Below are 23,770 nucleotides of genomic sequence, written 5' to 3'. Positions count from 1 at the left end.
CCTTATCAGATATGACGTAAGGTATTAAACAGATCTGCCCATTCGCTTTGCTGGCGATAGAAGACCGGCGGTTTGCCGAGCGGGGCAGCAACGGTCACCTCACCGCCCTGGCAGGTTTCACCCGTCCACACATTCACCCAGTTGTCCTGCGGAAGATAGAGCGTCCAGTCGCGGCGGCCCTCTTCATGAACCGGTGCCACCAGCAGATCGCGGCCAAACAGGTACTGGTATTTCAGCGTATAGGCACGCGCGTCGTCTTCATAATGCAGGAACAACGGGCGCATCACCGGCAGGCCACTTTTCGCGTTCTGCGCAACCGCAGCTTTGATGTACGGCTTCAGGGTGGTGAACACGGTGGTCATACGTGCAAAGTGCGCGATGGTTTCGGCGTCGCCGTCGAACTGCCAGTTGTCACCCGGGCGGTTACCTTCGTGGGTACGCATCATCGGCGTAAAGGCGCTGAAGTCGCACCAGCGCAGCAACAGCTCTTTGGTGCGTTTCATCTCGAACAGGGTGGTATAGCCGCCGATGTCGCTGTGGTGCAGCCCGTGACCGGTCATCGCCAGAGACAGCGCAGCAGGTACGACGGACGCCAGACCGTCGTCCAGGCTCCAGTCGACGTTCTGATCTCCCGCCCACATCATCACCGAGTGCTTCTGGCTGCCGGTATAACCCGCGCGCATGAAGAACAGGATCTCGCCGAGCTTGCCGGTCTCTTCCAGCGCCTCGTAGTTACATTTGGCCCACAGGGCAGGCCAGGCGTTATGCATGATCTCCGCGCTGACGCCGTTGTGCAGGAAGGTATCGGTTGGCAGATATTCGCCAAAATCGGCCATCCAGCCACTGCAGCCCAGTTCGATCAGGTTCTTTTTGATCACCTCTTTGTACCAGCCGTAGGCTTCCGGGTTGGTCAGGTCGATGACGCCCGCGTAAAACTCGCCAAACTCGACGTGGTAGTCCTTGCCGTCGGCATTTTTGGTCAGATAGCCGCGTTTTGCCGCCTCTTCACAGAGATCTTTGTCGCTGGCGACGTACGGGTTGATATAAGAGAGGAACTGCACGCCTTCCTGTTTCCACTGTGCAATACGCTCATTAAGCTGCGGATACAGCTCGCTGTTCCACTTCCAGTTCCACATCACGCGTTTGCCAAAGGAGGTCATGCGGATGCCGGACCAGTCCTGCGCCCAGATGCCGTTCACCTTCACCCCGCCCTGACGCATGACGTTGAGCTTGTGCTGACACACCCCGGTGCCGCCCTGAATGCCCAGCGTCACGCCGTCGTAAACCCAGTCCGGCAGCTCCGGCTGACGCCCCAGCAGGCCGGTGAGTTTTTCCAGCAGATCGACGTAGGTTTTTGCACATTCGAAGCGCAGCGTGGCGTTATCTTCCCAGAACGCCAGTTCGTGGAAATCCGGCGCGCTGAAGTCGAAGTTCATGTAGCAGCTGTTATCCACGTGGCAGTAGTACTTCTGGGTGCTCACGAAGGTAGGCTGGGGGAAGAAGGTCCAGTAATAATCGCCGCCCGCGTTCTCTTTGCAGTCGGCCTGCCAGGTCACGTAGGTCTGCTTATTGCGGCCCACCCCCTGTTCGCTGGTCCACAGCGGGAACGGCTTTCCGCGCAGATCAAAGTACGAGAACTGCTCGCCGCAGCCGTAGATATGATCTTCAGGCTGGGCCGCCAGCCGCAGCCAGATGCGGTTGTGACAGATGGCATCATTTTTCAGCTTCAGTTCCAGACGGCCTTCCGCATCCACACCCACCAGCAGCGTCGCGCTCACCGCATCGCCACGGGTAAAGCGGATCGCCCAGCCTGCGCTTTGCTGTGTAACGGTCGCGTCCGTCAGGGCGATTTTTTCGTTGAGCTTGTCTTTGATGCTGAAGTTGCCGCGAAACATATCGATATCGGCAACGCCCGCGCCGATCCACAGGCAAGGTTCATCGGTGGAGTGGGATAAAATCAGACGGTCCTGCCAGCGCAGGGTGAAGCCATGTTCGTTATTTTTCAGATCAATATTGTGTAGGGTACGCATAGAAAACTCCGTCTTTATTATTTGGCCTGGCTATCCAGTAATCCGGCGGCTACGGCAGGGGCTAAGCCCGGGGCCAGCGGCAGGCGGGGGATCACCAGGCAGTGCAGCAGATGGTAAATATCCTGCTTGCCGTCCCAGACTTTGGTGGTCACTTCGTTGTTGGTGTCCAGCTCCTGCCACCAGGATCCGTTCTCGTAATCCATCAGGTATTTGATGCAGTAATCCCACCATTTCTGATACCAGGCTTCGTACTGCGCCTCGCCGGTTACGGTGTAGAGCGCATACGCAGTGCCCATCGCCTCGACGATCGGCCAGCGCACGCGTTCGCGCACGATAGGCTTGCCGTCCCAGCCAACGGAGTAGACGAACCCATCGGCTCCGTCTGGCGCCCAGGCATCGCGGATGGTGGCGTGGAACAGTCCTTTTGCGTCTTCCAGCAGCCACGCCGGTGGGGTTTCGAAGCGGGCTTCCAGCGCGGCACGCAGGTGCAGCATCAGGCGGCCCCACTCAATCCAGTGCCCTGGTGTGCCGCCGTAGGCGCGAAAACGGTGGGCGGGATTATCGATGTTGTAGTCGCGGATCGGGTTCCAGTTGGTATCGAAATGCTCGTTAACGCGATACTCACCTTTGCGCGCCACGTCGTGAATAATCACCGAGGCGATGCGCAGGGCGCGGTCGAGCCATTTACGATCGTGGGTTACGTCATAAACGATGAGGAAGGCTTCCACGGCGTGCATGTTGGCGTTACCACCGCGGTAATCTTCCGTTTTGCTGAACGCTTCATCCCAGGACTCCAGGCACATCTGCTCCTGTTCGCTCCAGAAGTAGCGCTCAATCACCTCAATGGCGTCGTCCAGCAGCCTGCGCGCCTGCGGGTGTCCGGTGGTGACGGCGCTCGCCGCACCCAGCAGCACGAAGAAGTGCTGATAGCCCTGCTTGGAGGCATCCACCACGCCTTCATCGTTAACACAGGCGTACCAGCCGCCGTACTGTTTGTCGCGCAGCGGGCCGTTCAGGGCATTGATGCCGTGCTCAACCAGGGCATACGCACCGGGACGACCCATGTTCGCCGCCACCGCGTAAACGTGCAGCATACGGGCGGTGATCCACAGATGCGTGCCCATATCGCTGCGAACCTGCCCGTTATTGCCCAGCCAGCCGAAGCCGGTCGGTACGGCTGCGTTTTTACCAAAATCAAGAATGCGGTCGGTCTCTTGTTCGAGCCAGCGGTTATGGCTCAGGGTGTTAAACCATTTCATGTTCGGGTCCTTTCTCAACGGCGAGCCATCATTTCGTCGACGATCTCACCCAGGCGCTGCAGTTTAGGTACGGAAATATCGCGAAGCATCAGCCCGGTGTCCGGCAGGCCAATCACCGATGACCAGACGGCGCGACCGGCTAAAAAGCCTGATGCCCCCGCCTGCATGGCAACGCTCACGGCGCGCGGGAATAATTTTTCGTCCACGCCGGAGGAGAGGATCACCCACGGCATGGCGATGTGCTCGTTCAGCTTCTGCGAGGCCGCCAGCAGTTCCTGCTGCGTGCCTTTACCCAACAGCGGCATCTCCACTTTGTAGAGATCTGCACCGCTGTCACCCAGCTCTTTGGCCGCATCGATAATCGCCTGTTCGCGGTTAAACCCGGCGCCGCGACGCGGTGGACGCACCACCGGCTCGATAATGCTCAGCAGGCCGTTGTCGTGGCACAGGGAGTTAAATGCCTTCACCATCTCAAGACGCTGCTGCGCGTCTTCATCGCTACGCCATAGCACCAGTAATTTCAGCGCCTTGCCGCCATCGCGTTTGACCGCCTGCGCATCGATGTTCTTGTCGATCGTCACGCTGTCGACGGGAATACCGTTCCCTGGAATAAACTCGTCGGCCGCCACAATCAGCGCGCAGCTTTTAGCTACGGCCTGCTGCTCCACAATCTGGCGATAGCAGAACTGCTGGTCGACGAGAATGGCAGAGGCGTACGGCGACAGAATTTTCGCCGCATTGACCTTAAAATCCGTCAGATGCTGGTCAGTGACCGGCACCGGCGCACCTGCTGCGGCAAACATCAGGCGCATCGCTTCGCGCTGATCGACGGCCAGCATCGCAAAACCGCCGGAAGGTCGGGTGATATCTTTCAGGGTGTACATCGTCATTCCTCAGTCCTTTCGTATCAGTGTGATTTTTTCAGCCCGGCAGATGCGCGAACCTGTTCAAGAATGGCTGTCCAGTCTTCGCGCCCGCGCCCGGCGGCGCGTGCCTGGTTGTAAACTTCGCGGGAAGCCGCGCCCAGCGGCATCGGAACGTGGAGCTGGTTGGCCACGTCCAGGGCGATCCCCAGATCTTTATGTGCAAGATCGATCATGAAGGCGGGTGAAAGATCCCCTTTCAGCACCTTGTTCGGCCAGGAGGTGGTGAAGTGGCCTTTACCTGCAGGCGTGCCGCTCATGACCTTGAGCGCCACCTCAAAGGAGAGGCCGAGCGCTTCACACAGCACGGCCGCCTCGGCGGACAAGGCGTTTAGCGCAATGCTCATGTAGTTATTGATAAGCTTCACGCGGATGCCCATGCCCGGCCCGCCGGCGTTAATCAGCTCATTGCCCATCGCCATTAACACGGGGGTGGCGCGCTCAACCTGCTCGGCCGTGCCGCCAGCCAGCAGGAGCAGCGTGCCGGCGATGGCATGGTCTGAGGTGCGCCCGACAGGTACGTCCATCAGGCTGAAGCCACGCCCGGCCATGTCGCGGATCAACGCGTCGGTTTGCAGGGGATGAATGGTCGACATATCGATCACCAGCGCGTCGCGAGATAAGCCTTCGCAAACGCCATGTTCGCCAAACAACACGCTGCGCACCAGGTCGCCGTTGGGCAGCATGGTAATGACGAACTCGGCATCCGTTGCGGCCTGCGCGGGCGTTGCCGCCGCCTTCGCGCCGCTCTCCACCAGGATCTGAACCGCCTGCGGGTTCACATCAAAGACCTGAAGCTGGTGACCTTGCTTCAACAGATTCTTCGCCATTGGCGCGCCCATCTGCCCTAAACCGATAAATGCGATTGCTGACATGCCTCTCTCCTGTCATATCGTGTCAATTTTTGCGCGTTTATGTTGTCTGTTTTTGATCGTATTTGTAATTTATAGTCAAAAAATTGACAGGGGTCACTTTTTAAACATTTGATGAAATTAAAATGAAGGCATCAGAAATTGCAGAAGGAAGCACCATGACTCGCATCGTTTGTGTCGGCATAACCGTGCTGGATCGCATCTGGTATCTCGATGATTTACCGAAAGAAGGTGGGAAATATGTCGCAAAAGACTATACGGAAGTGGGCGGCGGCCCGGCGGCAACTGCGGCGGTGGCGGCGGCAAAACTGGGGGCATCCGTGGATTTTATTGGCCGGGTGGGTGACGACGATACCGGCAGAAGGCTGCTTGCGGAGCTGGAATCCCTGGGGGTGAACACCCGCTATACGCGTATAGTGAAAGATGCCCGCTCGTCACAATCGGCGGTGCTGGTGGACGGCAGCGGGGAACGCATCATCGCGAATTATCCCAGCCCCGATCTTCCCGCTGCGGCAGACTGGCTGCAGGGTATCGACTTCTCGCAATGGGATATTGTTTTAGCCGATGTGCGTTGGCATGAAGGGGCGAAGCAGGCGTTTACCCTTGCCCGTCAGCAAGGCGTCACAACGTTGCTCGATGCGGATACAACCCCTCAGGACATCGCGGAACTTATCGCCCTCAGCGATCATGCTGCCTTTTCCGCGCCGGGGCTGCGTCGGGTAAGCCATCTTGAGGAAACGGAAGGTGCGCTTAAAAAAGCACAAACGCTCACAAATGGACACGTCTATGTCACGCAGGGCCGGGACGGCTGCTTTTGGCTGGAGAACGATGCCCTGTGCCATCAGCCGGGTTTTGAGGTCGAGGTGGTTGATACCACCGGGGCGGGGGATGTTTTCCACGGTGCCCTGGCGGTCAGCCTGGCGCAACGGTTATCTCCAGCGCAAGCCGTGCGCTTCGCCAGCGCCGTCGCCGCGCTGAAATGTACTCAGCCCGGCGGTCGCGCAGGTATACCCGACTGTGATCAAACCCGCTCTTTTTTGTCACTTTTTGTATAAAATGCGGGGCGTGATGGTTTTCAGAGGACAGCCCATGAGCCTTACCGAACTGACCGGCAACCCGCGTCACGATCAGCTGCTGACGCTGATAGCCGATCGCGGATATATGAACATTGATGAACTGGCGCAGTTGCTGGACGTCTCGACGCAAACCGTGCGCCGGGATATCCGCAAGTTGAGCGAACAGGGACTGATTACGCGACATCATGGCGGTGCGGGCAGGGCATCCAGCGTGGTGAACACGGCCTTTGAGCAGCGCGAAGTGTCGCTGACTGAAGAGAAGCGGGCGATTGCCGAAGCAATTGCCGACTATATTCCTGATGGTTCGACTATTTTCATCACCATTGGCACGACCGTGGAGCACGTGGCCCGTGCACTGCTCAACCATAACCATCTGCGTATCATCACTAACAGTCTGCGGGTGGCACACATCCTCTATAAAAATCCGCGTTTTGAGGTGATGGTGCCCGGCGGTACGCTGCGTCCACATAACGGCGGCATTATCGGTCCGGCGGCGACGGCGTTCGTGTCTGGCTTTCGGGCGGATTATCTGGTGACCAGCGTGGGGGCGATTGAACACGACGGTGCGATGATGGAGTTTGACGTCAATGAAGCCAGCGTGGTGAAAACGATGATGGCTCATGCCAGACATATTTTACTGGCGGCCGATCATACGAAATACACCGCCTCTGCCGCCGTGGAAATTGGCAACGTGGCGCAGGCAACGGCGCTCTTTACCGATGAACTGCCCGGCTCTGCGCTACATAATCATCTCAAATTCAGCAAGGTAGAAGTTGTCGAAGTCAGCACAGGCGAAGAGCAGCAGGCTGGATAACCTCTCTGACGGCCCGAAAATCCCTTCGGGCCGTTCCTTCCTTTAAGCTGTATCTGGCGCATAGCCAAACCTTATCTTTCCCGCTACAGTTACTTTTCCACGGCGAGCAGGAGATAAACATGCTTTATATCTTTGACTTAGGAAATGTAATCGTCGATATCGATTTCAATCGGGTGCTGGGCGCATGGAGCGATTTTAGCCGTGTCCCGCTGGCGACGTTAAAACAGAGTTTCGCCATGGGCGAGACATTCCATCAGCATGAACGGGGTGAGATCAGCGACGAAGTGTTTGCTGAACGTCTGTGCCATGAAATGGATCTGCCGTTAAGCTACGAACAGTTCTCCCACGGCTGGCAGGCTGTATTTGTCGCTATCCGCCCTGAGGTTATCGATATCATGCATAAACTTCGCGAGCAGGGTCACCGGGTCGTCGTGCTGTCGAACACCAACCGCCTGCACACCACGTTCTGGCCTGAGGAATATCCAGAAGTTAAGGCTGCAGCAGATAAAATCTACCTCTCGCAGGAGATGGGGATGCGTAAACCAGAAGCGCGAATTTATCAGGCGGTACTGCAAGCGGAAGGATTCTCCGCGTCCGATGCGGTCTTTTTCGATGACAATGCCGATAATATAGAGGGAGCTAACCAGTTGGGTATTACGTCAATTCTGGTGACCGGAAAAGAGACGATACCGAACTACTTTGCGAAGCAGTTATGCTAAAAACCGTTCATCAAAAAGCCACGCACCATACTCGCCCGCTCAGGGCCTGGCTAAAACTCCTCTGGCACCGTATTGATGAGGACAACATGACCACGCTGGCGGGTAACCTCGCCTACGTGTCGTTGCTCTCCCTGGTACCGCTGGTGGCGGTTATTTTTGCCCTTTTTTCCGCTTTTCCCATGTTTGCAGAGGTCAGCCTGCAGCTGCGTCACTTCGTCTTTGCGAATTTTATTCCTGCTACTGGCGATGTGATCCAGAACTACATTGAACAGTTTGTCGCAAACTCCAGCAAGATGACGGCAGTGGGGGCGTGCGGGCTTATCGTCACCGCGCTGCTGCTGATGTACTCCATCGACAGTGCGCTTAATACGATCTGGCGGAGTAAAAAAGTCCGCCCGAAGGTCTATTCCTTTGCTGTTTACTGGATGATTTTAACTCTCGGCCCGCTGCTGGCGGGGGCGAGCCTGGCGATTAGCTCCTATCTGCTCTCCCTGCGCTGGGCCAGCGATCTCAACGGTGCCATTGATAACGTGTTGCGTATCTTCCCGCTGATTTTATCGTGGCTCTCTTTCTGGCTGCTCTACAGTGTGGTGCCGACCACGCGCGTGCCGAACCGTGATGCGGTTGTTGGCGCACTGGTGGCAGCGGTACTCTTCGAACTGGGCAAAAAGGGGTTTGCCCTTTACATCACCATGTTCCCCTCCTATCAGCTCATTTACGGCGTACTGGCGGTGATCCCCATTTTGTTTGTCTGGGTTTACTGGACCTGGTGTATCGTCTTGCTTGGTGCGGAAATAACTGTCACTCTCGGCGTATACCGCGAACTTAAAAAAGCAGCAGAAGCTGAAAAACAACAAGAAGCAGACCAACCATGATTGCATTGATACAGCGCGTAACCCGTGCCAGCGTCACCGTGGAGGGAGAGGTGACGGGTGAAATTGGCCCAGGACTTTTAGTGTTGTTAGGTGTCGAAAAGGATGACGACGAACAAAAAGCCAACCGCTTATGTGAACGCGTGCTGGGCTACCGTATCTTCAGTGATGCGGAAGGCAAGATGAACCTTAACGTCCAGCAATCGGGCGGAAGCGTGCTGGTGGTTTCACAGTTTACGCTGGCCGCCGATACCGAACGCGGCATGCGCCCGAGTTTCTCAAAAGGTGCGGCCCCGGATCGGGCAGAAGCGCTTTACGAGTACTTTGTTGAGCGTTGTCGCCAACAGGAAATGAATACGCAAACCGGACGATTTGCTGCAGATATGCAGGTATCGCTGGTGAACGATGGCCCCGTCACATTCTGGCTCCAGGTATGAGCCAACTGGCGGCGTGGCCGCGGGTAACAAGAGAGAGTACAGCTATGTATCACCTTCGAGTACCGCAAACGGAAGAAGAGTTAGAAGCCTATTACCAGTTCCGCTGGGAAATGCTGCGCAAGCCATTACATCAGCCTAAAGGGTCTGAACGCGACGCCTGGGACGCCATGGCACATCATCAGATGGTGATGGACGAAGAGGGTAACCTCGTTGCCGTCGGGCGTCTGTATATTAATGCCGATAACGAAGCCTCTATTCGTTTTATGGCGGTCCATCCCTCCGTGCAGGACAAAGGGTTAGGTACGCTGATGGCCATGACCCTGGAGTCAGTGGCCCGTCAGGAAGGCGTTAAACGCGTGACCTGTAGCGCCCGCGAAGATGCCGTTGAGTTCTTCGCCAAACTCGGTTTTGTTGATCAGGGGGAAATTACGACCCCGCAAACCACGCCGATTCGCCACTTTTTGATGATTAAACCCATCGCCACGCTGGATGATATTCTCCACCGCGCGGACTGGTGCGGACAGCTTCAGCAGGCCTGGTATCAGCACATCCCTCTGAGTGAAAAGATGGGGGTGCGTATTCAGCAGTACACCGGGCAAAAATTCATTACCACCATGCCGGAAACCGGCAATCAGAACCCACACCACACGCTATTTGCCGGCAGCCTGTTTTCGCTCGCCACGCTCACCGGCTGGGGGCTTATCTGGCTGATGCTGCGTGAACGCCACCTTGGCGGCACGATCATTCTGGCTGATGCCCATATTCGCTACAGCGCCCCCATAAGCGGCAAACCGAGCGCCGTGGCCGATCTCGGCTCTTTGGGGGGCGATCTCGACCGCCTGGCGCGCGGTCGCAAAGCCCGTGTACAGATGCAGGTTGAACTCTTTGGCGATGAAACCCCAGGCGCGGTGTTTGAAGGTACCTATATCGTTCTGCCTGCGAAGCCGTTTGGCGCGTATGAAGAGGGCGGGAACGAGGAGGAGTAAGGTTCCCCGATGCTATCGCCGGGCGGAGTTGATCCGCCAGGCGATGTCCCGAAGAACATCTCGCGCTGATGGACTAACGCCGCCAAGCTGGAAGAAGCCGTGGATGACACCCAGCCAATGCTGCGCTGTGCAAATAACCCCTTGTTCTGTCATATGTTGATAAAGCGCCTGACCCTCGTCGCATAGCGGATCGTACTCGGCGGTAATAATGTGTACCGGCGGCAGGCCGTTGAAATCATCCCGCCAGAGTGGGCTGGCTTCAGGGTCCCGGCGGTCTGTCTCTGCCAGGTACATGTCATAACCACTCAGCAGCGTATCGCGCGTGATAACGTAGTCCTGCCCATTATGGGTGTAGCTTGCAAAGCTGGCTGTGGCGTCGAGCATAGGGTAGATAAGGATAAGCTGGGCCGGATTCCACTGTGTTTTAGCCTTGAGCCGCAGCGCGGTGACCAGCGCCAGATGGCCGCCTGCACTGTCACCACAAAGCGTGATGCGGTTTTTATCCACGCCGACTTTTTCGGCATGTTGCCAGACAAGCTCCGCCGCTCTCTCTGCATCGTCATGCGCTGCGGGGAAGGTATGCTCCGGTGCCAGCCTGTACTGAACCGCAATCACCCGACACTGACCGTAAAACGCCAGCTGGCGGAGCTGATTGTCATGGGTTGCAAACCCACCGCTGACAAAACAACCGCCATGGTAGTAGAGGGCACAAGGTAACGTTTCAGCGACATTGAGAGGCGAGAATACCCGAAAGGTAAGGCCATCAATGACAAGCGTTTCAACCTGCACGCGGGTTTCGGTCTCGCCGGCAAGTACAGTGCTGGCTACATATCCGGCTCTCCGGTCATCAATACTCTGCTTACGTGCGCCAGGTCGGCCTGCAGCGATAAAATCCTGCACAAGCTTATCAATACCCTTTTCCAGTGCCATGGTGATGTCCTTTTGCTGTATGTATGCACAGCCTTATAACCTGTATGAAAGCAGATGAAAACAATCAAATTAAGTAGAACCAGAGATTTGGAAAAAGGCTCGCAGAAACCAACTTCACTCAATGAAATAAATGGATATGTTACTGAAAAATCAATAACGTACCTCACATAGGGGTACGTCATTGACGTACATTGGAGATGTGTTACTCTAAGCCAATGGCGTATAATTTATGCTATTCATTGAAACGGATATCTTCACAGAAGACGTCAAAACGTTACTGGATGACGACGAATACCATAAGCTTCAGGTGTTCCTGGCAACACAACCTGATTATGGCGATCTGATCCAGAATACCGGGGGGCTGCGAAAGATTCGTTGGCTTTCAGGAGGCAGGGGAAAGCGCGGTGGAGTAAGGGTTATTTATTTTCATCGTACCCACGAGTTTGAAATCAGATTGCTGCTCATCTATCGCAAAGGGATCAAAGATGACCTGTCCGCGAGAGAAAAAGCCATTCTGAAAAAGATGATTGAGAGGTGGTAAATGGATAAGGCACTGTTTGAGCGATTAACACAAAGCATAGCTCAGATGGATGACATTGTCGGGGGGAAACGCGAGCCGTCGCGCACCTTTCAAATCGATGCGATGAAAATCAAAGAAATTCGTCAGGCGTCTGGGTTGTCCCAAAGTAAATTCGCGAACTTAATCTCAGTCAGCGTTGATACGTTGCGTAACTGGGAACAAGGACGGCGTTCGCCTACCGGTCCCGCAAAGGCATTGTTGCGTGCAATTGCGAATGATCCACAGCACGTTATTTCGGCTTTATCAGATTAATTAGCCCGACAGCAAAGTAGCTTGCCGGGCTAATGAGGGAGATTACTCCCCTTCACCCGGGAACAGGAACGGGTTGATAGAGCTACGGGCAAAGCCCTCTTGCTCCATTTTGGCGTCCAGAATCAGCGAGGCGAGATCGTCGGCCACCGCTTCAACTTTCGGGTCTTTTTCCTGATACAGAATCTTCAGATACGTTCCGCAATCGCCGCAACTTTCGGCTTTTACCGCCGCCTCTTCATTTTCCAGTGACCAGTAGTTCAGATCGCGGGTCTGCTCGCAGTTGCTGCACTTCACGCGCACCACATGCCACTCGGTTTCACACAGGTTGCAATGCAGGTAGCGCAGCCCCTGGGTGGTGCCGATTTGTACCATGCTGGAGACTGGCATTGAGCCACACACCGGACAGAACTGGCGCGCTTCGCCGTATTCGGCGCGCGCTTTACCGGGGATCAGACTGGCCATTTGCGCCCAGTAGAGCGACAGCGCAGCCCAGATAAACGGCGCTTTATCGCTGCTGACCAGCGAGAAGTCAGAGGCAAACAGCGCGCTCGCCATCTCTTCCAGCTCCTGATCGGAGGCTTTTTCCAGGTTCTCAATGACCGCCAGCGCGGTGCCGCTCATCTCGGGCTTCAGCTCGGCAATCAGAGAGTGCAGCAGCTTATGCCAGTGCTTGTCACGCGGCAGGACGTGAATATCCAGCGGCGGCTTGCCCTGCTCACTGGCTTCTTTGATGCGCGCAGTCAGATCCATTTGCAGAGGGTGGTCGTACAGCACCACTTCCTGCGCATGGGCAACCAGCGCGGCAAAACGCAGAAAATCGCCCAGCGGGTTGTTCTCTGCCAGCTCGCGCAGGCGCTCTGCACGGCGGTTGTAGAGGTTCTTGAGTCTGGGGAATAACAACGGCGGAATATATTCCGCCGTGCGTTTCTCGCTCGACCCCAGCTCATCTTGCGGGATTATGCGAATACTCATTCAGATGACTTTTCCTGTTTCTGGCGGACTTCACGGTACCAACGCGGGTGATGTTTCTTCGCCCACGTTTTGGTTACCCATCCTTCCACCATCGCGGTAATGGTGCCTTTCACCCAGAGGGCGGCGTAAATATGCACCATGATAACCACAATTAACGCCACTGCGGCAAATGAATGCAGCATCAGCGCGAATCGGATCACCGGGATTGAGAAAGCAGGCGCAAAGTACGGACGCCAGATGATCACGCCGCTCACCAGCAACAGGACCAGGAAGATAATCGCCGCCCAGAATACGCACTTCTGGCCGAAGTTATAACGCCCGGTGTCACCCACTTCCTCGTTGACGACGATCTTACGAATATTCTTCGCCCAAAAGATATCATCCCGATTGATTAGGTTATGGTGCCAGTAACGGAAAAACATGATGATAAACGAGGCAAACATCACCACACCCACGAACGGGTGAAGGATGCGCGCCAGCTGTGGCGTACCCAGTATCTGCATCAGCCAGTTGAAGGACGGGAAGAAGAACCCCAGCCCGCTTATCGCCGCCAGCATAAAGCAGAAGGCGGTGACCCAGTGGTTGATGCGTTCCGGCGCGGTGTAGCGCACGATGGTGTCACGTTTTTTCATTTGCGCACCTCGTCTTTCTCTTCATGCAGGTTGTCGTCTTCCTCTTCCGCGCGGTTCGGACCGACGCCGACGTAGTGGAAGATGCTCGCTGCGAAGGTGGCAGCAAAACCGACCGCTGCCAGCGGTTTCCAGATGCCTTTCCAGAACTTCACGGTGGCGCTGATTTCCGGGTTCTCCGGCAGGCCGTGATACAGATTCGGCTTGTCGGCATGGTGCAACACGTACATCACATGCGTACCGCCCACACCGGCCGGATCGTACAGGCCAGCGTTATCGTAACCACGGGTTTTCAGTTCACCCACGCGTTCGGCCGCCAGCGTTTTCATATCCTCTTTGGAGCCAAAGTGGATGGCGCCGGTTGGACAGGTTTTCACGCAGGCTGGCTCCTGGCCAACGTTCACGCGGTCAACGCACAGCGTACATTTGTAGACGCGGTTGTCTTCCGGGTTCAGTCGCGGCACGTCAAACGGGCAGCCCGCGATGCAGTAGCCGCAGCCGATGCACTGCTCGGACTGGAAGTCGACAATGCCGTTGGCATACTGAATGATAGCCCCTTCTGACGGACACGCCTTCAGGCAGCCCGGATCCGCACAGTGCATACAGCCGTCTTTGCGGATAAGCCATTCCAGTTTGTCGTTCTGCTCCACTTCAGAGAAACGCATTACCGTCCAGGACTTGGCGGTCAGGTCGGCCGGGTTGTCGTACACCCCGACGTTGTGACCCACTTCGTCACGGAGGTCGTTCCACTCTGAACAGGCCACCTGACAGGCTTTACAGCCGATACAGGTGGTAACGTCGATAAGCTTCGCCACTTCCTGCTGGTGGTCCCGCGCCTGAGGCGCGGGCGTGAAACCGTTAGTCGCGGAACGACGAATAATGTCCTGAGATTGATAAGCCATAAGTCGTCTCCGTTACACCTTTTCCACGTTCACGAGGAAGGCCTTAAACTCCGGCGTCTGCGTGTTCGCATCACCGACGAATGGCGTCAGGGTGTTCGCAATGAACCCTTTCTTCGCCACGCCCTCATAACCCCAGTGAATCGGAATACCGATGGTATCCACCTGCTGACCGTGTACGTTCAGCGTGCGAATACGCTTGGTCACTACCGCCTTGGCCTTGATATAGCCACGGTTGGAGGAGACCTTCACGGTATCGCCATGGGCAATGCCGAGCTTGTTCGCCAGCTTCTCGCCGATCTCCACAAACTGTTCCGGCTGCGCGATGGCGTTAAGCAGCGCGTGCTTGGTCCAGTAGTGGAAGTGCTCGGTCAGACGGTAAGTGGTGCCCACATACGGGAACTTGTCTTTTTTACCCAGCGCTTCAAAGTCGCCCTTAAAGATACGGGCAGCCGGGTTAGAGACCACGTTCGGGTGCAGCGGGTTAGTACCCAGCGGCGTTTCAAACGGCTCGTAGTGTTCCGGGAACGGCCCTTCCGCCATTTTATCGATGGCAAACAGGCGTCCCATCCCTTCAGGCTGCATGATAAACGGCCCGACATCGCTGCCTGGTGCGGCAGTGCTGTAGTCCGGAATATCCACGCCGCCCCATTTCGCGCCGTCCCATTTCAGAAGCTGACGCTTCGGATCCCACGGGTTACCCTGCGGGTCAGCGGAGGCACGGTTATAGAGAATGCGGCGGTTAAGCGGCCATGCCCATGCCCAGCCCAGCGTATTGCCAAGGCCCGATGGGTCAGCGTTATCGCGGTTGGCCATCTGGTTGCCTTTCGGCGTCCAGCTACCGGTAAAGATCCAGCAACCGCTTGAGGTGGTGCCGTCATCACGCAGGTGCGCGAAGGTGCTGAGCTGATCGCCTTTCTTCGCCAGCACGGTACCGGTGGCCGGGTCGATAACGTCCGCCAGCGCCTTACCGTTGCTCTCCATCGCCACTTCTTCCGGGGATGGATTCTCCGGCGTCGAGTAGTTCCAGGTCATGTTCAGAACCGGTTCCGGGTTCGCGCCGCCTTCTGCCGCGTACATCTTACGCAGGCGTAAGAAGATACCGGCCAGGATCTCGCCATCGTTCATGGCGATGCCCGGGGCGTCCGCACCTTTCCAGTGCCACTGCAACCAGCGGCCAGAGTTGACGATAGAACCGTTCTCTTCCGCGAAGCAGGTTGATGGCAGACGGAACACTTCGGTCTGAATTTTTGACGGATCGACATCGTTCGATTCACCGTGGTTCTGCCAGAAGGTCGAGGTCTCGGTGTTGAGCGGGTCGATGGTAATCAGGAACTTCAGTTTCGACAGCGACTCGACAACCTTGTTCTTGTTCGGGAACGAGGCGACCGGGTTAAAGCCCTGGCAAATGTAGCCGTTGACCTGACCCTGGTGCATCATCTCGAAGTACTGCAGAACGTCGTAACCTTTGTCCCACTTCGGCAGCCAGTCAAAGCCCCAGCTATTTTCCGCCGTCGCTTTGTCGCCGTAGAAGGCTTTCATCAGCGAGACGAAGAACTTCGGATAGTTGCCCCAGTAGTTCACCTGGCCTTCAAGCAGCGGTTTTGGCGTGCTGGCCGTCAGGTAGGTTTGCAGGTCCGGTTGTTTCTCGCTTGGCAGGTTCATATAACCCGTCAGGCTTTGTGACAGCAGGCCGAGGTCGGTCAGACCCTGAATGTTGGAGTGACCGCGCAGGGCGTTCACGCCGCCGCCTGCCATCCCCATGTTGCCGAGCAGCAGCTGAACCATCGCCATGGTACGGATGTTCTGCGCACCAATGGAGTGTTGCGTCCAGCCGAGGGCATACAGGAACGACGCGGTTTTGTCTTTCGCACTGGTTTCGGCGATAAGTTCGCAGACCTTCAGGAAGTCAGCCTTTGGCGTACCACAGATGTTCTCAACAACGTCCGGCGTATAGCGAGAAACGTGCTCTTTCAGCAGGTTCCACACGCAGCGCGGGTGTTGCAGGGTGGTGTCGCGCTTCGCAAAGCCGTTCTCGTCCAGCTCGTAGTTCCAGCTGGTTTTGTCGTACTTGCGTTTTTCGGCGTCGTAACCGCTGAACAGGCCATCTTCGAAGTGGTAATCCTCACGCACGATCAGGCTGGCGTTGGTATAGGCTTCGGTGTATTCGCGGTTGTATTTTTCGTTAGTCATCAGGTACAGCAATACGCCTGACAGGAAAGTGATGTCAGTACCTGAACGAATAGGGGTGTAGAAATCCGCCACTGACGCTGTACGCGTAAAGCGGGGATCGATCACAATCAGTTTCGCACCGTTGTGGATTTTGGCTTCCATCGCCCAGCGGAACCCGACAGGGTGCGCTTCAGCGGCGTTACCGCCCATCACCACAATGAGGTTGGCGTTCTTGATGTCGACCCAGTGGTTGGTCATCGCACCGCGACCAAATGTTGGAGCAAGACTTGCTACCGTTGGTCCGTGTCAGACACGCGCCTGGTTGTCGACCGCGAGCATACCGAGTGCGCGCGTGAATTTCTGAGTTAAATAGCCGGTTTCGTTACTGGAAGCCGATGCACACAGCATCCCGGTGGAGAGCCAGCGGTTGACCGTCACGCCGTCGGCGTTCTTCGCAATAAAGTTGGCATCGCGGTCTTCTTTAATCAGTTTAGCGATGCGGTCAAATGCTTCTTCCCAGCTGATTTGCTGCCATTTATCAGAGCCAGGCGCGCGATATTGCGGGAATTTCAGACGGCTTTCGGAGTGGATAAAGTCCACCAGACCGGCCCCTTTCGGGCACAGCGCGCCGCGGTTGACCGGATGGTCCGGGTCGCCTTCGATGTGGAAGATAGACGCTTTGGCGTTTTTAGCACCGTCGCCGAGGCTATACATTAACAGCCCGCAACCGACAGAGCAGTACGTACAGGTATTACGGGTTTCACGGGTGCGCAGCAGTTTATACTGCCGCGTTTCCGCCAGCGCTACGCCAGGCGCAAAGCCCAGTGCCGCTGCCGTGGTGCCTGCCATACCGCCAGCGCAGATCTTAAAGAACTGCCTTCTGCTGACCTGCATGGGTCACTCCTTGTTTCGACATTGCTTACATATGTAGTTTTGACTTCGCGGTTGAATAATGACCGCAAAGGAGAAAAATTTGCGTTAATCCCTCATTTCTCCGGGGGATATCACCAGAATACCACAATGTCGGTACGCCTGTTCCAATGGCGTTAATACAAAGTGAACGTATTATCACCGTGTTGATTATAAAGTGTGATATCAATCACATTATTAACCCCGCATGTTACAGGGGTGTAGCATGGCGCCGGTTGCACCTCTCCAGAATGAGTAGGTAAACTTGAGGCGGTTGGGTGCTGAAAAGTTGATCCATACTATGCGTAAGGCCTGTGGTTTATGCTGCAATAGCAGGCTCACCTCCGTGGTTGTTCAGGAAAACCGTTGTGTCTAAACAAAACCGTGCTACCCACTCGTCACCGCTGCCAGCAGGCATTGTGGAGCTGTCGGTACATCGACCCCCTCACATTACCCACGCCATGCCCGATTTTCTGGCGGAAGAAGTCCCCGTCGCCCTGGTGTACAACGGCATCTCGCACGTTGTGATGATGGCGTCGCCAAAAGATCTTGAACTGTTCGCCATCGGGTTTTCGCTCTCGGAAGGCATCATTGCGCATCCGCAGGACATTTACGGCATGGATGTGATTCAGGCCTGCAACGGTCTGGAAGTGCAGATCGAACTCTCCAGCCGTCGCTTTATGGGGCTGAAGGAGCGTCGTCGTGCGTTGGCCGGGCGAACAGGGTGCGGCGTCTGTGGCGTTGAGCAACTGAACGATATCGGCAAACCGGTCGCGCCGCTGCCCTTTACGCAGACCTTCAATCTGGCCAACCTCGACCACGCGCTTGCCCACCTCAACGACGTGCAGCCCATCGGCCAGTTGAGCGGCTGTACGCATGCGGCGGCATGGGTTCTGCCATCAGGCGATATCGCCGGTGGGCATGAAGACGTGGGGCGTCATGTAGCACTGGATAAACTGATGGGGCGTCGGGCGCGGGAGAGCGATCTCTGGCAGCAGGGCGCAGCGCTGGTTTCCAGCCGCGCCAGCTACGAGATGGTGCAAAAATCTGCGATGTGCGGCGTCGAAATCCTGTTTGCGGTCTCGGCGGCGACGACGCTGGCGGTAGAGGTGGCAGAGCGTTGTAACCTGACGCTGGTCGGCTTCTGCAAACCGGGAAGGGCTACCGTTTACACGCATCCTCAGCGTTTAATTGTTGATCAGTAATTTTGAATGATAATAGCAAATCCTTCCGCTTTTAGTTGTCGGTTATGAGGTCTAGTATTTATCTCATCAAGGCACGGTGCCTTACCTAAACAACTTAACGAAAGGGTTTATATCATGAAAAGCATCAAAACTTTTGTCGCTGTAATCGCTCTGGCTGCTTCATTCGGTTCTTTCGCTGCTCAGACTGTCACCGCTTCCGCCTCCACGCTGGATGGCGCAGAAGCGAAAATCGCTGCTCAGGCTCAGGAAGCGGGCGCGTCCTCTTACAAAATTACTCAGGCATTCTCTGGTAACCGCGTACATATGACCGCGGAACTGAACAAATAAGTTGTGTTGCCACTGTCCCTTGCTCTTCGGAGCGGGGACAGGTGTAAACATAAAGCCATCCTGCTTCTCGCTTGCAAAGGCGATACTTACCCCCTCTTCTCAATTGTTATTCCTGTTTAACGCTTATCGTTAAATAACCCTCTTAAATAATTTGTCTGATAAGACTGTCGATAACATAATTCCCTTCAATGCTTTTAAGCCGCTGGCGCTATTTACATTCATATTCCAAATAATTGATCTTAATAGTTAAGGAATTCCTCAGGTCTAAATCCTAAAGATGGGTCAGACAATTGATAGCGGTTATTGATGCTGGTATTTTCCGGCAATTAATATTGCTTATCGATATCCTCGGCCAAATGTCGGCATTTGGCTTTCTTTTGTATTTCACCTTAATAAGGAAATTGAATGAACGCACTGATCAAAAAAGGAATGCTGGTTACAGCGTTAGCCATGTCGGTTAATACAGCTATGGCTGCACAAAGCATTGATATTAAAGTAACAGGTAAAATCCTTCCATCCTCATGCACTCCAGCCTTCCCAAGCGGTGGCGGTGTGGCTGACTTTGGTACCATGAAGGTTGCCTCACTCAACTCGACCAGCATGACCCCGCTGACGGAAATGAAAGAAATTCCTGTTGCCATTACCTGTGAAGAAGCCACGCGTGTTGCTGTGAAGTTTACCGATTCGCGTGATGACTCTTCACCCACTGAAAACGTCGTAATGGGTAATGGCTTTACCGGTTCGCCATCTACTGTGTTTGGTCTGGGAATGTATAACGATAAAAAAATTGGTGCCTATGCATTAGCGTTATTCCGTACTCAAGGTGCAAACACTAACAGTAATGGGGACCCGCTTTATCCATTGGCGAGTATAGATGGTGGAAAAGGCTGGGTTGTTAGAGGCGCCGACTATATGCAAATTTACAGTGACAATTCTGAAATTTATGCCTTTGCTTCAGATAAAACGAGTGGCGCGCCTTCTGCAGAAAGCAAGATCAACTTTAAGGTTGCTGTGAGCGCCACAATCAACCCAACCAACGATTTAAACGTCACGGATGAAGTGACGCTGGACGGTTTAACCAACGTTGAGCTGGTTTACCTCTGATTATCACAGTGCTGATAATTCACTGCTCCTCTGATTAGGGGAGCAGTCTCCATCAATATTAACGGACTAATATTATGATTCTCTCTAAAAAAACGTTGTTCTGCGTTTGCCTGCTTTCGTCGTTGCAGACATTTGCCGCCGGTATGGTGCCAGATACTTCCCTGCTGTTGATTAACGAAGACGAGCGGGGAGCGAGCATGGATGTGAAAAATAGCGACGATACCGCCCAGCTTCTTTATACCCGTATTGTCGATTTACCGGACGATCCCACACCTGGTGTTATTGTCACTCAACCGGTGGTACGTGTAAATGCCGGTAAAACGCAGCGTGTCCGCTTTGTCTTAAAAGACAGCGCGGAAAAATTAAAAACAGAACACTTAAAACGCGTCATTTTTTCCACTATTCCGCAACGAGAGCAGAATAAAGTGAAAATGGTGTTCAGCCAGAATCTCCCGGTCATTATTCACCCGGCGGGTCTCGACGTGAATATGGAGCCGTGGAAAGATCTGCGCTGGCAGATTAAAAATGGCAACCTGACGGTGGTAAACGATACGCCTTATGTGGTGCGTATGGAGCAAAACGCCACATTATTACCGTCACGAATTAAGGTCAAATTCGATAAAAGCTATATTCTTCCCGGCCAGACGATGATAGCGACGTCAGAAAACAAAATATCCGGGCAGAATAACAAGGTAGAAATGTACCCTGCTACCCGCTTTGGCTATAAAGCCAGTTCTTACGTTGCTGAAGTAAAATAATAATACCCGACGGAGTGGCCATGAATATTTCCCCCTGTAAAACAGGCGTGCTGGCATTTTGCCTGAGCGCGGTGGCATTCGGAATTCGTGCAGAAATTCTGCCAACGGCAGCGCCCACTATGGAGCTGGCAAGAGCGTTTTTCGATACCCAGGCGTTAAAAGAAAATGGCCTCGATCCGGCTATTGCTGACTATTATGCCGTCGCCCCGCGATTCATGCCGGGTTACCATAATGTCACCGTGCTTATTAACGGAAAAAAGCGCGGCATTATGCCCGTGAAATTTAATGATGAAGGTCTTCCGTGTATTGATGGGGAATTTCTGGACGCCGCCGGATTATATAAAAAACTCAAGCGTGAAACGTGCCCTTCAATTCACCAGTACTGGAAAAACGCAACGGTAGTCACTTCTCCAGACGTAGACGAAATTTCACTGGTTGTTCCGCCGGAGGCCATTAACCCTGAAAGTGGCCGCCAGGTGGCTGACGTGCGTGGCGGACGCGCGGCTATGCTGAACTACTCCATGTTTGGCACCCATTACGACTTTGATGATGATAAGTCCGATCGTTTTCAGTCTTCGTTTGAATTTGGCTTTAACGCAGGCGACTGGATTGTGCGCAGTTCGCAGTTTATCAGCGACGGCAGCGGCATGTCGTTCGAGAGCGACTCGCTCTACACCTATGCACAGCGCACTTTTACCGACTACGGCGTGATGGTGCAGGGGGGGCAAATTAACATCGCCAACAGCCGCTTCAGTATCCCCGGCATCTATGGCGTACAGATGATGCCGGATAACGCTCTCCTGCCGGGCTACAGCAGCGGTATTGAGGTGAGTGGTATTGCCCGCAACGCCCAGGCGCGCGTGGACATTCGCCAGGGTGGACAGCTGATCTTCTCCACGCTGGTGCCTGCCGGGCCGTTCACCTTAAGCGATGTGCCGGTTGCTAACCTGAACACGGATTTAAAGGTCACGGTGACGGAAACCGACGGCAGCGAAAGCCATTTTACGGTTGCCGCCAGCACCTTCCGTAGCAACCACGTGGGCCGCGCGCCGGGGTTTTCACTGGCCGTCGGGCGTGCAGAGGACATGGAGACAAACTTTACGCAGCCGTGGATTGTCGCCGCATCAAACGGCTGGTCCATTAACAACCGGATGAACTTTCTCGCCGGCATGGTGATGGCAGATAACCGCTATTACGGTTTCTCCGCCAACATTGACACCGTGCCGATGCAGCATATGTATGCCTCGCTGGGTTTTCTCGGCTCCATTGATAACCTCTCGCAAACCGACGGTAACAAAACCACGCTGGATCTCGGCTACGCCTTACCGTGGGGGCTCGGCCTGTCCCTTGGCGGTAGCTACGGTACGCCGAAGTATCGTGAAATGCAGGAGTTATACAGCGATGACGATGACTACTCGACCACAAAATACGACACCAACGTTGGCGTGAGCTGGTCGAACCCGACGCTGGGCCGTTTCTCTCTGAGCTATTACAACAACCAGACCTGGAACAGCGAATACGACAGCCGCCGCATCATTTCGTCATGGTCGCGGTCGTTCCGCTATTTTAACGTCAGCGTAAACTGGGAATCAGACATCAGCCACGGTGATAAGTACACCAGCGACAGCGATATGTTTTATGTGAACGTCTCTGTACCGCTGGGTCGCACCGGCGTATCCACCAACAGCTGGTACCGTGAAAACGAGGGCAAAGCCTCTTACGGGACCCGCGCCATGGGGTCATTTAACGATGAAAACACCTACACGGTGGGCGTCTCTCAGGATCACGATGACAGCGTAACCAACTGGGATGGTTCGCTGAACAGTAACCTGCACTACACCACGCTCGCGTTGGGGATTGGCGGTGACAATGAAAGTAACCGTAACTCCTCGATCGCACTGAGCGGCGGCATTGTCGCGCACGGTGATGGCGTCACCTTCTCACCTTATCCGGTAACAGATACCTATGCGGTAGTGGCGCTGGACAAGCCCGTTGCCGGGGTGGCGATAGGTACCCCGCGCGGTAATGTCTGGACGGACAAATGGGGCAGAGCGGTTGTGCCCGCCCTGACACCGTTCAGCGAAAGTACGGTTGAAATAGATACCCAAAGCCTGCCGGGCAATGTGGACGTCAGCAACGGTCATGCGTCGCTGAAGGCCTCCCACGGAGCATTTGCTCACTGGAAGTTCACCACGCTGAGCCAGCGCCGCGTGCTGCTGAATATTACGCGCGCGGACGGCACGCCGTTACCGAAAGGCGTCTCTGTCGTGAATGGGAAAGGGGAGTACATCACCTCTGCACCGGAAGACGGCATCATTTTCCTGAATGATATTTCCGCCAGCCAGACGCTGTATGCGAAGCAGGATACTGGCCGTTGCAAGCTGAGTTTCACCTTGCCGGAAACGGATCCCACTCAATTCTACGAGGAGATAAACGGAAAATGTCTCTGATTATTCATCGCACGTGTTTACTGCTGCTGGCCTGCGTCGCCCTCAGCTATGCTCCCTCCGTCCTGGCAGAAGAAGAGTGTCAGGTGGTTTCGTCAGTAAAGAGTATCAATAATGGTCTGCTGCGTCGGGAGGCGATGCGCGAGGTCAGCACGGATATTGCCGGAAAAACGTACCGGGGTTATGCCTCGTCAGAACGTGAGATCCAGGTATCGGTGATCTGCCCGGACGCGCGCAAGATCCGCCTGCAGGTGGACGGCCCGGCCCGTGGAAATAAAGCGTATCGCTTTAGCGACAACGGTGTGCTGAAAATCACGGCGAAAGAGGCCCGCATGGATAATGGTGCCGTGCAGCTGGCGGCCGTGCCGCGCGGCGCGGCGCAGGTCACCGCGGGTGCAGCGGAGGTTACGCTGCCACCGGATACGTCGCTTGTGGCGGTGAACGGCAGCGAGGTGGCGGGCAAACAGCTGGTCGTTACGCTCTCGGTGGTCACTTATCTCAACGATAACGCGTTCAGGACCGGCAACACGGCGGAGCTCGAAGAAATGCTGACGGTGAATTACGTTACCCTCGCGGCGCAGTAAACGCCGCCTTGCCC

At 55.2% G+C, this 23,770-nt stretch carries 23 protein-coding genes; 14 read left to right on the top strand and 9 right to left on the bottom strand.

Translation table 11 applies throughout. The annotated features are described in order from the left end of the window. Positions 1-5: 5 nt before the first annotated feature. Genes ACQG19_RS24585 through yihU form a run of 4 tightly spaced genes read right to left on the bottom strand, consistent with a single transcriptional unit; the run spans position 6 to position 5,087 of the window. Positions 6-2,030, bottom strand: a complete 2,025-nt coding sequence (locus ACQG19_RS24585) for an alpha-glucosidase (RefSeq protein WP_102751762.1) — start codon at positions 2,028-2,030, stop codon at positions 6-8. Positions 2,031-2,047: 17 nt separating this feature from the next. Further along, a complete protein-coding gene (gene yihS / locus ACQG19_RS24580; protein WP_013099370.1) occupies positions 2,048-3,289 on the bottom strand; it encodes a sulfoquinovose isomerase in 1,242 nt (413 codons plus the stop codon). 14 nt (positions 3,290-3,303) lie between these two features. Further along, a complete protein-coding gene (yihT, locus tag ACQG19_RS24575; RefSeq protein WP_038420844.1) occupies positions 3,304-4,179 on the bottom strand; it encodes a sulfofructosephosphate aldolase in 876 nt (291 codons plus the stop codon). A 17-nt stretch (positions 4,180-4,196) separates the two neighbouring features. Continuing rightward, a complete protein-coding gene (gene yihU, locus ACQG19_RS24570; protein ID WP_013099368.1) occupies positions 4,197-5,087 on the bottom strand; it encodes a sulfolactaldehyde 3-reductase in 891 nt (296 codons plus the stop codon). Positions 5,088-5,242: 155 nt separating this feature from the next. On the opposite strand from yihU, the gene ACQG19_RS24565 reads away from it, so the two are divergent. The 6 genes from ACQG19_RS24565 to fabY all read left to right on the top strand — a co-directional run bounded on the left by ACQG19_RS24565 (position 5,243) and on the right by fabY (position 9,988). After that, entirely contained in the window at positions 5,243-6,139 is an 897-nt protein-coding gene (locus ACQG19_RS24565) for a sugar kinase (RefSeq protein ID WP_057072639.1), read from the top strand. Between the two features lie 34 nt (positions 6,140-6,173). Next, on the top strand, positions 6,174-6,974 hold the full coding sequence (locus ACQG19_RS24560) for a DeoR/GlpR family DNA-binding transcription regulator (RefSeq protein WP_013099366.1): 801 nt from the start codon (positions 6,174-6,176) through the stop codon (positions 6,972-6,974). A gap of 119 nt (positions 6,975-7,093) precedes the next feature. Further along, on the top strand, positions 7,094-7,693 hold the full coding sequence (gene yihX, locus ACQG19_RS24555; RefSeq protein ID WP_013099365.1) for a glucose-1-phosphatase: 600 nt from the start codon (positions 7,094-7,096) through the stop codon (positions 7,691-7,693). Beyond that, positions 7,687-8,568, top strand: coding sequence for a virulence factor BrkB family protein (locus ACQG19_RS24550; protein WP_013099364.1), 882 nt, complete (start codon positions 7,687-7,689; stop codon positions 8,566-8,568). Before yihX ends, ACQG19_RS24550 begins: the two co-directional genes overlap by 7 nt. Next, complete coding sequence (gene dtd, locus ACQG19_RS24545) at positions 8,565-9,002, top strand: D-aminoacyl-tRNA deacylase (protein WP_013099363.1); 438 nt, start codon at positions 8,565-8,567, stop codon at positions 9,000-9,002. Before ACQG19_RS24550 ends, dtd begins: the two co-directional genes overlap by 4 nt. A gap of 44 nt (positions 9,003-9,046) precedes the next feature. Then, positions 9,047-9,988, top strand: a complete 942-nt coding sequence (gene fabY / locus ACQG19_RS24540; RefSeq protein WP_222169241.1) for a fatty acid biosynthesis protein FabY — start codon at positions 9,047-9,049, stop codon at positions 9,986-9,988. 12 nt (positions 9,989-10,000) lie between these two features. Here the strand turns inward: fabY and ACQG19_RS24535 are convergent, their stop codons facing one another. Then, positions 10,001-10,918, bottom strand: coding sequence for an alpha/beta hydrolase (locus ACQG19_RS24535; RefSeq protein WP_114519389.1), 918 nt, complete (start codon positions 10,916-10,918; stop codon positions 10,001-10,003). A gap of 229 nt (positions 10,919-11,147) precedes the next feature. Between ACQG19_RS24535 and ACQG19_RS24530 the strand changes: the two genes are divergently transcribed. Further along, positions 11,148-11,459 carry a hypothetical protein gene (locus ACQG19_RS24530; protein ID WP_013099360.1) on the top strand — a complete coding sequence of 104 codons (312 nt, stop codon included), beginning with the start codon at positions 11,148-11,150 and terminating at the stop codon, positions 11,457-11,459. Further along, positions 11,460-11,750: a helix-turn-helix domain-containing protein gene (locus ACQG19_RS24525; RefSeq protein WP_013099359.1), complete on the top strand. Its 291-nt coding sequence runs from the start codon at positions 11,460-11,462 to the stop codon at positions 11,748-11,750. It abuts the gene before it with no gap. Between the two features lie 42 nt (positions 11,751-11,792). On the opposite strand, the gene fdhE is transcribed toward ACQG19_RS24525, so the two are convergent. The 4 genes from fdhE to fdnG are packed head-to-tail and all read right to left on the bottom strand — an operon-like array spanning position 11,793 to position 17,316. Further along, the gene (fdhE, locus tag ACQG19_RS24520; protein ID WP_047354398.1) at positions 11,793-12,722 is read right to left on the bottom strand and encodes a formate dehydrogenase accessory protein FdhE; all 930 of its coding nucleotides are present in this window, start codon (positions 12,720-12,722) and stop codon (positions 11,793-11,795) included. Beyond that, positions 12,719-13,354, bottom strand: coding sequence for a formate dehydrogenase cytochrome b556 subunit (gene fdoI, locus ACQG19_RS24515; RefSeq protein WP_013099357.1), 636 nt, complete (start codon positions 13,352-13,354; stop codon positions 12,719-12,721). The genes fdhE and fdoI overlap by 4 nt, the downstream gene beginning before the upstream one ends. After that, positions 13,351-14,253, bottom strand: coding sequence for a formate dehydrogenase subunit beta (gene fdxH / locus ACQG19_RS24510; RefSeq protein WP_014833793.1), 903 nt, complete (start codon positions 14,251-14,253; stop codon positions 13,351-13,353). Before fdxH ends, fdoI begins: the two co-directional genes overlap by 4 nt. Before the next feature lie 12 nt (positions 14,254-14,265). Then, complete coding sequence (gene fdnG, locus ACQG19_RS24505) at positions 14,266-17,316, bottom strand: formate dehydrogenase-N subunit alpha (protein WP_136374420.1); 3,051 nt, start codon at positions 17,314-17,316, stop codon at positions 14,266-14,268. Between the two features lie 383 nt (positions 17,317-17,699). Here fdnG and fdhD point away from each other — a divergent pair, with 383 nt between their 5' ends. The 6 genes from fdhD (at position 17,700) to ACQG19_RS24475 (ending at position 23,756) form a co-directional block, all read left to right on the top strand. After that, positions 17,700-18,536 carry a formate dehydrogenase accessory sulfurtransferase FdhD gene (gene fdhD, locus ACQG19_RS24500; protein WP_222169240.1) on the top strand — a complete coding sequence of 279 codons (837 nt, stop codon included), beginning with the start codon at positions 17,700-17,702 and terminating at the stop codon, positions 18,534-18,536. Between the two features lie 114 nt (positions 18,537-18,650). Then, positions 18,651-18,863, top strand: coding sequence for a DUF1471 domain-containing protein (locus tag ACQG19_RS24495; RefSeq protein ID WP_013099352.1), 213 nt, complete (start codon positions 18,651-18,653; stop codon positions 18,861-18,863). Positions 18,864-19,268: 405 nt separating this feature from the next. Then, positions 19,269-19,967 carry a DUF1120 domain-containing protein gene (locus ACQG19_RS24490; RefSeq protein ID WP_047351647.1) on the top strand — a complete coding sequence of 233 codons (699 nt, stop codon included), beginning with the start codon at positions 19,269-19,271 and terminating at the stop codon, positions 19,965-19,967. 74 nt (positions 19,968-20,041) lie between these two features. Beyond that, positions 20,042-20,725, top strand: a complete 684-nt coding sequence (locus ACQG19_RS24485) for a fimbria/pilus chaperone family protein (protein WP_222169239.1) — start codon at positions 20,042-20,044, stop codon at positions 20,723-20,725. Between the two features lie 20 nt (positions 20,726-20,745). Then, positions 20,746-23,175, top strand: coding sequence for a fimbrial biogenesis outer membrane usher protein (locus ACQG19_RS24480; protein ID WP_246932863.1), 2,430 nt, complete (start codon positions 20,746-20,748; stop codon positions 23,173-23,175). Beyond that, the gene (locus tag ACQG19_RS24475) at positions 23,166-23,756 is read left to right on the top strand and encodes a hypothetical protein (RefSeq protein WP_222169237.1); all 591 of its coding nucleotides are present in this window, start codon (positions 23,166-23,168) and stop codon (positions 23,754-23,756) included. The genes ACQG19_RS24480 and ACQG19_RS24475 overlap by 10 nt, the downstream gene beginning before the upstream one ends. The last annotated feature ends 14 nt before the right edge of the window (positions 23,757-23,770 follow it).

It is taken from the genome of Enterobacter cloacae complex sp. 277I4 (assembly GCF_050031465.1).
Classification (GTDB): Bacteria; Pseudomonadota; Gammaproteobacteria; order Enterobacterales; family Enterobacteriaceae; genus Enterobacter; species Enterobacter cloacae.
This window is presented reverse-complemented; position numbering and strand designations above follow the sequence as displayed.